Origin of the sequence: Bradyrhizobium ontarionense, from assembly GCF_021088345.1 — a bacterium.
Lineage (GTDB): Bacteria > Pseudomonadota > Alphaproteobacteria > Rhizobiales > Xanthobacteraceae > Bradyrhizobium > Bradyrhizobium ontarionense.
Genome location: NZ_CP088156.1, coordinates 1,740,256 through 1,753,721, shown reverse-complemented (window position 1 = coordinate 1,753,721; position 13,466 = coordinate 1,740,256). Strand labels below are relative to the sequence as shown.

10 protein-coding genes, 1 tRNA gene and 1 pseudogene are annotated in these 13,466 nt (G+C 63.9%); 10 read left to right on the top strand and 2 right to left on the bottom strand.

Features of this window, described 5'->3' with window-relative positions; translation table 11 throughout:
• The first annotated feature begins 74 nt into the window (after positions 1-74).
• The 7 genes from gatC (at position 75) to LQG66_RS07845 (ending at position 6,186) form a co-directional block, all read left to right on the top strand.
• Entirely contained in the window at positions 75-362 is a 288-nt protein-coding gene (gene gatC / locus LQG66_RS07875; protein ID WP_231325103.1) for an Asp-tRNA(Asn)/Glu-tRNA(Gln) amidotransferase subunit GatC, read from the top strand.
• Positions 363-432: 70 nt separating this feature from the next.
• On the top strand, positions 433-666 hold the full coding sequence (locus tag LQG66_RS07870; RefSeq protein WP_231325101.1) for a hypothetical protein: 234 nt from the start codon (positions 433-435) through the stop codon (positions 664-666).
• Positions 663-2,138 (top strand): Asp-tRNA(Asn)/Glu-tRNA(Gln) amidotransferase subunit GatA, encoded by a 1,476-nt coding sequence (gene gatA, locus LQG66_RS07865; RefSeq protein WP_231325098.1) that lies wholly within the window; start codon positions 663-665, stop codon positions 2,136-2,138. Before LQG66_RS07870 ends, gatA begins: the two co-directional genes overlap by 4 nt.
• Positions 2,129-2,425: a hypothetical protein gene (locus LQG66_RS07860; RefSeq protein WP_231325096.1), complete on the top strand. Its 297-nt coding sequence runs from the start codon at positions 2,129-2,131 to the stop codon at positions 2,423-2,425. The genes gatA and LQG66_RS07860 overlap by 10 nt, the downstream gene beginning before the upstream one ends.
• Before the next feature lie 6 nt (positions 2,426-2,431).
• Complete coding sequence (gene gatB, locus LQG66_RS07855) at positions 2,432-3,910, top strand: Asp-tRNA(Asn)/Glu-tRNA(Gln) amidotransferase subunit GatB (RefSeq protein WP_231325094.1); 1,479 nt, start codon at positions 2,432-2,434, stop codon at positions 3,908-3,910.
• A 1,426-nt stretch (positions 3,911-5,336) separates the two neighbouring features.
• On the top strand, positions 5,337-5,603 hold the full coding sequence (locus tag LQG66_RS07850) for a hypothetical protein (protein ID WP_231325092.1): 267 nt from the start codon (positions 5,337-5,339) through the stop codon (positions 5,601-5,603).
• Between the two features lie 355 nt (positions 5,604-5,958).
• A complete protein-coding gene (locus LQG66_RS07845; RefSeq protein WP_231325090.1) occupies positions 5,959-6,186 on the top strand; it encodes a hypothetical protein in 228 nt (75 codons plus the stop codon).
• 221 nt (positions 6,187-6,407) lie between these two features.
• Here LQG66_RS07845 and LQG66_RS07840 read toward each other — a convergent pair.
• A pseudogene (locus LQG66_RS07840) lies at positions 6,408-7,104 on the bottom strand (O-methyltransferase).
• Positions 7,105-7,248: 144 nt separating this feature from the next.
• On the opposite strand from LQG66_RS07840, the gene LQG66_RS07835 reads away from it, so the two are divergent.
• Positions 7,249-8,076, top strand: coding sequence for an AraC family transcriptional regulator (locus LQG66_RS07835; RefSeq protein ID WP_425601297.1), 828 nt, complete (start codon positions 7,249-7,251; stop codon positions 8,074-8,076).
• Between the two features lie 398 nt (positions 8,077-8,474).
• Here the strand turns inward: LQG66_RS07835 and LQG66_RS07830 are convergent.
• Positions 8,475-8,568: transfer RNA gene (locus LQG66_RS07830), tRNA-Ser, on the bottom strand.
• Between the two features lie 584 nt (positions 8,569-9,152).
• Between LQG66_RS07830 and LQG66_RS07825 the strand changes: the two genes are divergently transcribed.
• Complete coding sequence (locus LQG66_RS07825; RefSeq protein WP_231325086.1) at positions 9,153-10,706, top strand: porin; 1,554 nt, start codon at positions 9,153-9,155, stop codon at positions 10,704-10,706.
• Between the two features lie 583 nt (positions 10,707-11,289).
• A complete protein-coding gene (locus LQG66_RS07820) occupies positions 11,290-12,837 on the top strand; it encodes a porin (protein WP_231325083.1) in 1,548 nt (515 codons plus the stop codon).
• Positions 12,838-13,466 lie beyond the last annotated feature (629 nt).

Here is a 13,466-nt window from a genome sequence, read left to right as displayed (position 1 = left end):
ACGGCTGCCGGTTGCGGCGCGAAAGCGGCCTCTGCTATAGGGCGGGTTCACCTTGTCCTGTGAGGCCCTATATAATGTCGGTCGATGCCGCCACCGTTCGCCGGATCGCGCAATTGGCGCGGATCGCTGTCACTGACGCCGAGGTCCCGCATCTGCAGGGCGAGCTCAATGCGATGCTGGCCTTCGTCGAGCAGCTGTCGGAGGTCAATGTCGAGGGTGTCGAGCCGATGACCTCGGTGACCCCGATGGCGATGAAGAAGCGGCAGGACGTCGTCAATGATGGCGAGATCGCCGACGACATCGTCAAGAACGCGCCGGCGACCGAGCTCCACTTCTTCCTGGTGCCGAAGGTCGTGGAATAGCCCAGGTAGCCGGATGGCGTGCGTCTATCGCGCGTGACCCGCTCCGCAAACCGACAAGCGAGCCAAAGCCATGTGCCTGCTCTGCGACGATGAAGCGGCCTACAAGGCCTATATGGACTATCTCGACGCGATGGAGCGGCAGGGCAAGGCCGCCGATCCGGACAAGGCCGTCAACGAGATTCTCGACCAGCTCGAAGCGGCCAACGCCAACAAGGCCAAGCCTGCGAAGAACAAGTTCTTCGCGGACGACCCGGCCGACGACAAGACGCTTTCCCCGTTCTTCTGCAGCCCGATCAACAAATGACCGATTTGACTTCACTGATGCTCGCCGAGGCCCGCAAGGGTCTGGAGAGCAAGACCTTCACGTCGCTCGAGCTGACCGACGCCCATCTCGAGGCGATCGAGCAGGCGCGGGCGCTCAACGCCTTCGTGATGGAGACGCCGGATCAGGCGCGCGCGATGGCGCGCGACGCCGACGCCAAGATCAGCAAGGGCGAGGGCGGGCCGTTGGCCGGGATTCCACTCGGGATCAAGGACCTGTTCGCAACGAGGGGTGTCCGCACCACGGCCTGCTCGAAGATCCTCGGCAATTTCGTACCGACTTACGAATCGACCGTGACCTCGCAGCTGTGGCGCGACGGAGCGGTCATGCTCGGCAAGCTCAACAATGACGAGTTCGCGATGGGGTCGTCCAACGAGACCTCGTGCTTCGGCCCGGTTGGCAATCCGTGGCGCCGCGAAGGCTCCAACACGACGCTCGTGCCGGGCGGCTCGTCCGGCGGCTCGGCCTCGGCGGTGGCGGCGCTGCTCTGCATGGGCGCGACGGCGACCGACACCGGCGGCTCGATCCGCCAGCCGGCGGCGTTCACGGCGACCGTCGGCATCAAGCCGACCTATGGCCGCTGCTCGCGCTGGGGCGTCGTCGCCTTTGCCTCGTCGCTCGACCAGGCCGGCCCGATCGCGCGCTCGACCCGCGATGCCGCGATCCTGCTGCGCTCGATGGCAGGGCACGACCCGAAGGACACCACCTCGGTCGACATCCCCGTGCCGGACTACGAGGCCGCGATCGGCAAGTCGGTGAAGGGCATGAAGATCGGCATCCCCAAGGAGTACCGGCTCGACGGCATGCCGGCCGAGATCGAGAAGCTCTGGAGCGAAGGCGCGGCCTGGCTGAAGGCGGCCGGCGCCGAGCTCGTCGAGGTGTCGCTGCCGCACACCAAATATGCGCTGCCGGCCTATTACATCGTGGCGCCGGCGGAAGCCTCGTCGAACCTCGCCCGCTACGATGGCGTCCGCTACGGACTGCGCGTGCCCGGGAAGTCCATCGGCGAGCTGTACGAGAACACCCGTGCCGAGGGATTCGGGCCTGAGGTGCGCCGCCGCGTCATGATCGGCACCTATGTGCTGTCGGCCGGCTATTACGACGCCTATTATCTCCGGGCGCAGAAGGTCCGCACCCTGATCAAGAAGGATTTCGAGGACTGCTTCGCCAAGGGCATCTCCGCGATCCTCACCCCCGCGACGCCGTCGGCCGCCTTCGGCATCGGCGAGAAGGGCGGCGCCGATCCGGTCGAGATGTATCTCAACGACATCTTCACCGTGACGGTGAACATGGCGGGCCTGCCGGGCATCGCGGTGCCCGCCGGCAAGGACGCGCAGGGTCTGCCGCTCGGCCTGCAGCTGATCGGCCGCCCCTTCGATGAAGAGACCTTGTTCTCGCTCGGCGAGGTGATCGAGCAGGCGGCGGGACGTTTCACGCCGGTCCGGTGGTGGTGAGCGTCACCACGTTCAAGGCAAGTCTCGCGGGCGACGCGCCCGCGAAGGAACATGCGCCGCCTCTTGCCGGCCTGTGGTGGCTGGCGAAGGGCGACTGGGACCAGGCACATCGCATCGTTCAGGACGAGTCCGGCCGCGATGCAGCCTGGGTGCACGCGCATCTGCACCGGGTCGAGGGCGATCTCGGCAACGCGTCCTATTGGTACCGCCAGGCGGGCCAGCCGGTCGCGACCGATGCGCTGGATATCGAATGGGAGCGGATCGCCTCCGCACTGCTTGGGAGATAGAGGGCCATGACGGCAACCAGCGGCAAGCTGATCAAGGGCGCCACCGGCGATTGGGAAGTCGTGATCGGCATGGAGGTCCATGCCCAGGTGACCTCAAGGTCGAAACTGTTCTCCGGTGCCGCGACCGCGTTCGGCGGCGATCCGAACAGCCATGTCTCGCTGGTCGATGCCGCGATGCCGGGCATGCTGCCCGTGATCAACGAGGAATGCGTCCGTCAGGCGGTGCGCACCGGGCTCGGGCTCAACGCCCAGATCAATCGGCGCTCGGTGTTCGACCGCAAGAACTATTTCTATCCCGACTCGCCGCAGGGCTACCAGATCAGCCAGTACAAGTCGCCGGTGGTTGGCGAGGGCGAGATCACCGTCGAGCTCGAGGGCGGCAGGAGCGCCACCATCGGCATCGAGCGCCTGCATCTGGAGCAGGACGCCGGCAAGCTGCTGCACGACCAGTCGCCCAGCCTATCCCATGTCGACCTCAACCGCTGCGGCGTCGCGCTGATGGAGATCGTCTCCAAGCCCGACATCCGCGATGCCGAGCAGGCCAAGGCCTATGTCACCAAGCTGCGCTCGATCCTGCGCTATCTCGGCACCTGCGACGGCGACATGGAGAAGGGAAGCTTGCGCGCCGACGTCAACGTCTCCGTGCGCAAGCCGGGCGGACCGCTCGGCACCCGCTGCGAGATCAAGAACATGAACTCGATCAACTTCATCGGCCAGGCGATCGAGCACGAGGCGCGGCGCCAGATCGAGATCATCGAGGACGGCGGCGCGATCGAGCAGGAGACGCGGCTGTACGACCCCAACAAGGGCGAGACGCGGTCGATGCGCTCCAAGGAGGAGGCGCATGATTACCGTTATTTCCCGGACCCGGACCTGCTGCCGCTCGAGTTCAGCCAGGCCTTCGTCGACGAGTTGAAGGCCGGGTTGCCGGAGCTTCCAGACCAGAAGAAGGCGCGCTTCATCACCGATTTCGGCCTCTCGCCCTATGATGCCGCGGTGCTGGTGGCCGAGCGCGAGAGCGCGGCGTTCTATGAGAGCGTGCTTGAAGCGCTGTCCGACCGGGCGCGCGACGGCAAGCTCGCCGCCAACTGGGTCATCAACGAGCTGTTCGGGCGGCTGAACAAGGAGGGCCGCGACATCGCGTCCTCGCCGGTGTCGGCAACCCAGCTCGCCGCCATCGTCGCGCTGATCGGCGAGGGCACCATCTCCGGCAAGATCGCCAAGGATCTGTTCGAGATCGTCTGGATCGAGGGCGGCGATCCGCGCGCGCTGGTCGAGAGCCGCGGCATGAAGCAGGTCACCGATCTCGGCGCGATCGAGAAGGTCGTCGACGAGATCATCGCCGCCAATCCGGAGAAGGTCGAACAGGCGAAAGCAAAGCCGCAGCTCGTCGGTTGGTTCGTCGGCCAGGTGATGAAGTCGTCGGGCGGCAAGGCCAATCCGCAGGCCGTCAACGATCTCCTGAAGGGCAAGCTTGGCATCTGAAACGACGATCTCTCGTCTTCGTTCCAACGGCGCGCACATGGTGCGCGCCGTTTCTCGTTGAGAGCGACGATCGCGAATCGCCGCGCGCGATTCGCAAAAAAGCCACCTTTGGCGAGCGGTCGAACGTGCACGACGGTGTGTGCAATGAAAATTTTTTCGTTGCCAAAATTTACGACTCAGAGTCCGCGAGCCATGCTCGCCGTGTGAGTCCGCGCGTCGCAACGCCGACGCCGCCGCTTTCGGCGCGCCTTGCAGCAGTTCATGAAATGCTTGCAGCGTAGGCTTTTCTTGCAATGTCGATGAGTAGCAAGCTCGGCCTTGCGCGCGCGTGCGCTCGCAATTTCGAAGTCGAACGTCGCGCTGCTTCGCATGTTGCGTCAGTCGAGCGCGCGCGCGCCTGTCAACACTTCCTTAAGCCGGAAGCTGTTTTTTTTCACTCGTTGGTGTATCGATGAGGAGTGCATCTCGATTCCCGAGTGCACGCATCGACTAAGCCATCTCACATCGGAGGGCAACATGGCCAAGAAAGCGAAGAAGGCGAAGAAGGCAGTGAAGAAGGTCGCGAAGACCGCGGCGAAGAAGACTGCCAAGAAGACCAAGAAGGTCGCCAAGAAGAAGTAACTCTCGCAGTCCCTGCGAGATGAGTCCGGCAGCTGATGCCGGCACGTCGTTGGAACGTTAGGTCGGCGCAGCTCCTCGAGAGCGAGGCGGATCTCCTGAAGCTCCAATCGACGATAGAGGGTGTCGGCGAGACATCAGGTCAACGGTCGGATCGAACTCCAAGGCGGCTTCGCCGCTGCGGACCGGTCCGGCAGAAGAAACAGGATTTCTTCGTTCGGTGCAGATCGTCATTCGGTCTGCAACCTCACCAGCGGCCTACAGCCAGGGTGAGATCTGATCCTGACGTGTTCGCCGACGCCCTCGATCCCCAGCACCACGCCCCCCGGGCGTTTGCATGCGCGTTACCTCCCTCCATTGAACGCCATATCCGGTCAGCCCGGCGCACGCACGCTTGCTGCAGTCTTCGACCGTAGCGCGGTGTTCTGCCTGCCGTCGCGAGCGACACCGCAGCCGTGTCGGCTCCCGCTGTCTCGGTCCGGCCGCCGTCCCGGCGTGCCGTGCGCTTCCAGCGTGCGGCTTCAGCGTGTTTCGCGGATGGTTATGGGTTTGCCAAACAGAACGGTAAACCGCTCTTTGACGCTTCGAAAATCCAGAGTGGAATCAAGCGAGTATGCCGCAGCCCGGACGATTGGGCGTTCGGTGTTCAGGCTTCCTTCAGCACGATGTTTAAACTGCCTTTCAAACTTGATCGGTCATCCTTCGCCCATAAGCCGCGAGACGGCACGGGGACTAACCAGGCGTTGAACAGTTGGACGGGGGCTGTGCTCGGGTCACGAGCCGCCTCTCTTTGCGAAGGAGAGCGACAATGTTTCAGGGACAACTCAATTTCGATGATGCGACGACCGCGGAGCAGGGCGCCAATGGCGACGTGCTGTTCGATCTCGGCATGCTCCATGCGAGCGGCCGCGACGGTTTGGTCGATCTGATCGCCGCGCACAAATGGTTCAATCTCGCCGCCCTCAGGGGACGCGTCGATGCGGTGGCGATGCGCCGTGAAGTCGCCGAACAGATGTCGGACGCCGACATTGCGATCGCGCAGCGCGAGGCGCGCGCCTGGATGACCGCGCGTTGAGGCCAGCGCCGCTCTTGCATCGGTCGTTGCGGGCGGAGAAGTGAGCCTGCCGAATTTGCCGGGCACCCCATGCGCCCGACAGGAAGGCATCCGGATCGCTGGCCCGCGCATGCGCTCGGTCATCACCGTGGTCGCAGGTGTGTCATGGCTCCGCGTGCAAACGGCCTGCGGATGTGGGGCGTCGCCCACGTCTCTTGTCGACCGCCCGGCGAGCGCTTAAATCGCCCGCGTGAGGCAGACCAAACACCAACATCAGCGGCGAGAGCTCATCAACTGCCACGATTGTGGCGCGGGCGTCTCCTTCACCGCCATCTCCTGTCCGCGTTGCGGCTCGACCGAACCGGCAGGGCCATATGTGCAGAGCCGGCGCGAACTGCGCAGGCTGCGCGCCGAGGCGGTCAACGACCGTCGGCTGATCATCGTGACGCTCGGCTGCTGCGCGCTGGGCGTGCTCTATGGTGCGCTGATCGGGCCGGGCGGGGCGGCGGCGTGGTTGGGCGCGCTGGCCTACGGTTTCGTCGGCGCGGTGATCGGCGTTCCCGCGGCCTTCATCATCAATATGAGCCGTAGCCTGTTCGACTGACGGATCGGCGCGCTGTTCCGAAGCGCAAAGTTGCCGCACGACACCGCTTCCCATATGCCGGCAATGTCTCCGGTCCGTCAGAATGACATCGAGGATGGATGCCCCGCGTTGCCGGCATCGGTCACGCCGGGACTTGGCGGAGACCGTGAACTGGCGGGTCACGAACGGTGGCCGTGAGCAATATCGCTTCAGCATGGCCTTCGGTCCGCTGCGCCGGCCCCTCAAGCGACCCGCACGGTGAATTCGTTGCCGCGACCTTCGTCGAACGGCAAGCGGCTGCGAGAGATAGCCGTTGGCGGGATTGCGGACGTAGTCGAGATAGTCCAGCGCGAACGCATTCTCTCCGAGGATTGCAGCTCCAGACGCCAATCGCGGCTCGATCAGCTTGAGCACCGGCAGGTAAAGCTAGAATGCGCCGTCGATCAGGAGCGCATCAACCTCGCCGCCAACGTCCTTCAGCGTCTCCCGCGCGTCGCCTTCGCGGAGTTCCACCAGATCGGCCAGGTCCGCCGCTTCGAGATGGGTTCGCGCCCGCGCAACCTTCGTGGGCTCGAGCTCGGAGCCGATCAGCTTTCCGCCGCCATTGTCGCGAAGTGCAGCCGCGAGATAGATCGTCGAGATCCCCATCGACGTGCCGAACTCGACAATCCGGGTCGCCCTGCGCGCACGCGCGATGGCGTAGAGGAACCGGCCATAGGCTGGCGATACGGCCAGGAAATGATTGGCGTGACCACGGTACGTCGTCCGGTAGCTCACCCGCTCCTCGGCGACCAGATTGGCGGCCGCATCTTCGATCGTGTCACCGGACGCCCCGAGCTGCGCCGTGACCTCGGCCATGAAGTCGCGATCCGCCGCATCCGCATCCGCGTGAAGTCTGTCGAGCGTCTCGGCGACGCGCCCATTGCTCAGTAACGTCATGAAAGCCCCTTGTCGTAAGGGGTCGAGGCGATGTCGGCCTCGACCGGTCCGTGGGGCTGGGGATAACGGGAGGTCGCCCTGGCGTCATTACGAAGCCTGGACAGATTATTATCCATTTGCGCCAGACGTCTATAAAATCGAACTATGCCTATTCTGACAGACACCTCAGTCGCGTCCGACTGGATCGAGCCGGATGAGGTCGCGCGCCCTGTGGTCACCTACGGTATCGCGTCGAACGGGATCGGCACGATCGAGCTCGACATGCATCGGCATGCCAAGGGCCAGATTCTGCTCGTTCAGCGCGGCGCGCTCAGTTGCCAGGTGGAGGGTGGATTTTGGGTCGTCCCGCCCCAGAGCGCCATTTGGATACCCGGGGGCGCGCTCCACGCCATCAAGGCGACCGGCTCGCTGGAAGGCTATAGCGCGTTCGTCGCTCCCGATGTCGACGCGCGCCTGCCCCGGCGCTGCTGCACCGTCTCGGTGAAGCCGTTACTGCGCGAACTGCTCGTCCGCGCCGCCAGCCTGCCGCTCCTCTACGATGAGGGCAGCGCGAATTCGCGGTTGATAGCGGTGCTGCTCGACGAGATCGCTGCCGCCGAGGTCGAGCATTTGCATCTGCCGGTGCCTGCCGACGCGCGGCTGCGCGCCTTGATCGACCTCATGATGGCCGCACCGTCGCAGCGTGGCTCGCTGGAGGGCTGGGCGAAGCAAACCGGCCTGAGCGGGCGGACGCTCGTGCGGCTGATCAGACGCGAGACAGGGATGAGCTTCGGACGTTGGCGCCAGCAACTCGGCGTCGTGCTTGCTGGACAATGGCTGGCCGGCGGCGCGTCGGTTCAACAGGTGGCCGCCGACCTCGGCTATGAGAGCGTGACGAGCTTCGTGACGATGTTCCGCAAGACGCTCGGCGCCTCTCCGGGCAGGTACATGGCGGAGCGACATGCCGGCCGGCATGCCGGCCCGGAGATCTGACAGCTCGCTTCTCAGATGATTCGTAGACATCGGCTCTGCGCCAAGGAGTGGACATGCGCAAAGGTGGCTCCGGGCACGACACCGAAATCGTGATGCCCGACGAGCGTCGGTTATCGAATGAAGGTCGGGACCGGGACGGGCAGCCCAGATCAGGAACGCGTACCGCGGCACAGCGCTCGCGGTGCCGTCCGTCCTGAGATATGCTGCGCTGGTCAGCCAGTGTTTGCGACGAACGCGCGATGTCGGACGTATCGAAGGCTGCAAGGTGAACCAGGCCGAGCCCGGGCGTCACACCATAAGGCGTCCGCATCCGCAGTTCGAAGCGCAGCCCGCTCGGGCGCTGGCTACGATTTCAAGCGTAAACCGCTCACTGGCGGCGCTCGCAGTTCTGTAGAGGCTGGCGGAGACGGAGGGATTCGAACCCTCGATAGGGCTTTACAACCCTATAACGGTTTAGCAAACCGCCGCCTTCAGCCACTCGGCCACGTCTCCGGCCCGGTCGGTATGCCCGACGTCGCGCGAAGCCGCAAGCGGCAGATTGCAGGCGATTTGAAATCCTCACAGGCGGGAGGGGGCGCCAAGCGGAGGTCATGGGCCTCATTCCGGCGTCTTGCAAGGAAGGAGGGGCGGGATTCGGACTTGAGACGGCAGCTCGGCGAGAGCAAGGCGGTACCCGCCATCCGCGCATATATTGAGAAGGGATGCCGGATTTGGCGGCGGCACCATTGGCTTTGCTGCGTTCTTGCCACAGCGCCTCGAGGGGCCGGGCAGGGGGCCACGACCGTTCCATATCCATCGAAATACCATTGCGTGCTTTTTGCAACAGCGGGAGAGAATTGCCCTCAATGGTTGCATGGCCCGTGTTCTCCCGGTTGTGGGGAGTCGGGGTTCGATGATCATTGTCCCGGCGACGGGGGAAGTCCTCCGTTGTCCCGTCTGTGTCGTGCGCCCGAGTGCCTTGCGTTAGGACGCCGTGTCCGAAAGCGCGAAGCGACTGAGCGACGGGAACGAGCGGGGACCAGGGCCGACCAGAAGCGGAGCCTCCCCCTGACTGACAAACCCGGAGGTTTTACTTCATGAATATCATCAAGAGTCTTGTCCTGGGCTCGGCGGCGGCGCTGGTCGCCATGTCCGGCGCTCAAGCGGCTGATCTGCCCATCAAGGCCAAGGCGGTCGAGTATGTGAAGGTCTGCTCCCTGTATGGTGCGGGTTTCTATTACATCCCCGGCACCGACACCTGCATCAAGCTCGGTGGTTATATGCGGGTTGAAACGGCCTTCAACGCGAACGGCTTCTACAACAACGCCATCAGCGCTCCGTCGGGCCTGCACAACCGCTACAGCAACTACTTCTACACCCGCTCGCGTGAAGACCTGAACATCGACACGCGCACCGCGACCGAGTATGGCGTGGTCCGCACCTACTTCGACGCGGTCTTTACCTGGACCTCGGGCAATTACGCCGGTACCGGCAACGGCGGCACCTTCTACGGCACCGGCGCGGCCAACACCGCCGGCCTGACCTCGGTGAATGCCTTGAGCAACGACGGCATCGCCGGCGGCTCGCTCGGTGTGTACTACGCCTTCATCCAGTTCGCCGGCTTCACGATGGGTAAGGCCGTGTCGCAGTTCGACACGCCCTGGACCAACTATCCCGGCAACAACTTCGACGGTCTGTGGGGCGGCGGCGGCACCGTCACCGGCGTCAACCAGCTGACCTACACCGCCGACTTCGGCTCCGGCATCACGGCTTCGATCTCGGCCCAGGAGCAGGCGCTGTACTACCAGACCAACATCTGGAACACCTCGGGTGCGCTGCAGACCGCCTCCAACGTGTTCGGCGGAACCTACGGCACCAACGCGATCGGCGGCACGGTGGCTCCGGACGTCGTTGGTATGGTCCGCGTCGACCAGGCCTGGGGTCTGTTCCAGGCGTCGTTCGCCGCGCACGACAACCATGCCGGCTACTACGGCGTCGCCGAGACCTCCGGTCATCCGTCCGACAAATGGGGCTGGGCTGGGCAGCTGGCTCTGTCGATCAAGAACATCCCGACCGGCCCCGGTGACGTGATCAACATCCAGGGCGTCTACACCAACGGTGCAACCCGTTACAACGCCCAGAGCCTCGCGCCGATCACCTACCAGCTGTTCGGCGGTTCGGGTCTCGCGGGTGCCTATCAGAGCGTCGGTTTCGCCGGCGCGTCCGACTCGGTGTTCGGCGTCGGCACCGCTCAGGAGCTGACCACCAGCTACGGCTTCCGTGGCGCCTACACCCACAACTGGAATGCCTACTGGAACACGGCGATCTACGGATCGTGGGCTGCTCTGCGCTACAATGGCAACGCCAAGGCTCTGATCTGCAACGGCGCTGGTGTCGCGGGCCTGGGTATCGCAGTCGCGAGCTGCAACCCGGACTTCAACATCTCCTCGCTGGGCCTGATCACCCGCTGGACCCCGGTCAAGAACCTGACCTTCTCGGCGGACGTGGCCTGGACCAACCTCGACCAGAAGTTCACCGGCACAGCCACTCTGCCTGCGGCAGGCGGTTCGTCAGCGAAGCCGGCGGCTGTGTACGAGCTGAAGGACCAGAATGCGGTTTCGCTGCTGATCCGCGCTCAGCGTAACTGGTAAGACCGAGACGTTCGGAACCATCCTGACAGTTATGGGGTCCGGCAGGCGACTGCCGGACCTTTTCTCGTGGATGCCCCGAGGTCGTCGGTCGGATGAAGCGCCGAGAGCGGCTGTGTCGATTCTCGCCGGATGCCGCTCCGGAGCCTGCCAGGATTGGGCGATCCGGCGCCCGAGTTGCGGCGCACTCCTGTCGAGCGTGTCGGCCACACTATCAGCATCTCCGATGCCTGTTGTGGAAAAATATCAAATATAACAGCTGCTTGGGTCGTGTTGGTGCGCCGCACTCCCGTGCCTTTTCTGCAACACCGATCCAAAAAGGCGCCTGCTGGCCGCCGCAATGATGGTTCCTTTGTTGCGTGTGCAAAGGCCTTCAGTAATTCTGCCTCCACGACGAAGGGGGGCATCCCTGCGTCGTCCCGTTTAGGTCGTTCGCTCAAGTCCCTCGCGTTTATGCGGGTGTGTCCGATAGCGCGAAGCGGCTGAGTGACGGGTCGAAGAGGGATCAGGGTACCAACCTCAAGGGTGTCTCGCACCTGGCGGCGTCGGAACCTTCCCTGATTGAGCAACTTGGAGGTTTAACATTATGAACGTGATCAAGAGCCTTGTCCTGGGCTCGGCGGCCGCTCTCGTCGCCGTGTCTGGGGCCCAGGCAGCTGACCTTCCGATCAAGGCCAAGGCGGTCGAGTATGTGAAGGTTTGCTCCCTGTACGGTGCGGGTTTCTACTACATCCCCGGCACCGACACCTGCATCAAGCTCGGTGGTTATCTCCGCGCTGACACGATCTTCAACGGCAACGGCTCCTACAACAACGCCGTGACCGCTCCGTCGAGCCTGCAGAACCGCTACAGCAACTACTTCTACACCCGCGCGCGTCAGGAACTGAACATCGACACGCGCACCGCGACCGAGTACGGTGTGGTCCGCACCTACGCTGATCTGACCTACACCTGGACGTCGGGCAACTATGCCGGCACCGGCAACGGCGGCACCTTCTACGGCACCGGCGCGGCCAACACCGCTGGCCTGACCTCGGTCAACGGCCTGAGCAACGACGGCATCGCCGGCGGTTCGCTCGGTGTGTATTACGCCTTCATCCAGTTCGCCGGCTTCACGATGGGTAAGGCCGTGTCGCAGTTCGACACGCCCTGGACCAACTATCCCGGCAACAACTTCGACGGTCTGTGGGGCGGCGGCGGCAGCGTCACCGGCGTCAATCAGCTGACCTACACCGCCGACTTCGGCTCCGGCATCACGGCTGCGATCTCGGCCCAGGAGCAGGCGCTGTACTACCAGACCAACATCTGGAACACCTCGGGTGCTCTGCAGTCGGCCTCCGGTGTGTTCGGCGGTTCCTACGGCACCAACTCGATCGGTGGCACGGTTGCTCCGGACATCGTCGGCATGGTCCGCGTCGACCAGGCTTGGGGTCTGTTCCAGGCGTCGTTCGCGGCGCATGACAACCACGCCGGCTACTACGGCGTTGCCGAGACCTCCGGTCATCCGTCCGACAAGTGGGGCTGGGCTGGTCAGCTGGCTCTGTCGATCAAGAACATCCCGACCGGCCCCGGCGACACGATCAACATCCAGGGCGTCTACACCAACGGTGCAACCCGTTACAACGCCCAGAGCCTCGTTCCGACCACCTACCAGATCTTCGGTGGTTCCTCGACTGCCTATCAGAGCGTCGGTTTCGCTGGCGTGTCTGACTCGGTGTTCGGCGTCGGCACCGGTCAGGAGCTGACCACGAGCTACGGCTTCCGTGGTGGCTTCACCCACAACTGGAACGCCAACTGGAACACGGCGATCTACGGGTCGTGGGCTGCTCTGCGCTACAACGGCAACGCCAAGGCTCTGATCTGCGGTGGCGCTGGCGTGGCTGGTCTCGGCATCACTGCCGCGAACTGCAACCCGGACTTCAACATCTCTTCGCTGGGCCTGATCACCCGCTGGACCCCGGTCAAGAACCTGACCTTCTCGGGCGACGTGGCCTGGACCAACCTGGACCAGAAGTTCACTGGCACTGCCACTCTCCCGGCAGCGAGCGGTTCGTCGGCGAAGCCGGCGACTGTGTACCAGCTGAAGGACCAGAACTCGGTCTCGATGATGCTGCGCGCCCAGCGCAACTTCTGATCCTGATAGACTGACCAGGATCGACGACCCCCGGCAGGAAACTGCCGGGGGTTTTTGTTTGGGTAAAGCAGACTTGGTCACGAACGGTTCCTGCTTGTTGCCAGCTCAGCGACGCCGGGTGCGCTGGAGCGTGACAGTGCATCGAGAGCCGTCGTCGAATGGAAACACTGGCGGCAGCGGTGTCTCGCGCAGGGCGGTTGGGATGGATGAGCGCCGGACCGGTCACGCCGCTTCCGGTGGCTCCCGAAGTCCCAAGCGGACCGCCGCCGGTGTGCGGAGAAACAGATGGGGAGCCGGCTCACCACCGATAAATCCTGCTTTTTCAATTGCCTGGCAGAATGTTGGTACTTTCTTATAAAAGGTGTTGAAAATAGATGAGTTGATAAGATAATTTTCGAGCGCTGTGGATTTGGCCGATGCTGAAGTGAAGGCACCGACGATCCAGACCTACCGATCTGATGTTAAACCTCCGAAACCTCCGGCGATGCCCCGCTGGAGGTTTCTTCGTTTTGGCCTCGCCTCCCAGTCGCGGACGACGCGGTCGAGCCTGATCCGGCCGCCCCCCTGACGTTCGGACAAGAACCCGCGGCGAACCGATACGAATGTCGGGGAGCGGGACTCGAGCCCAG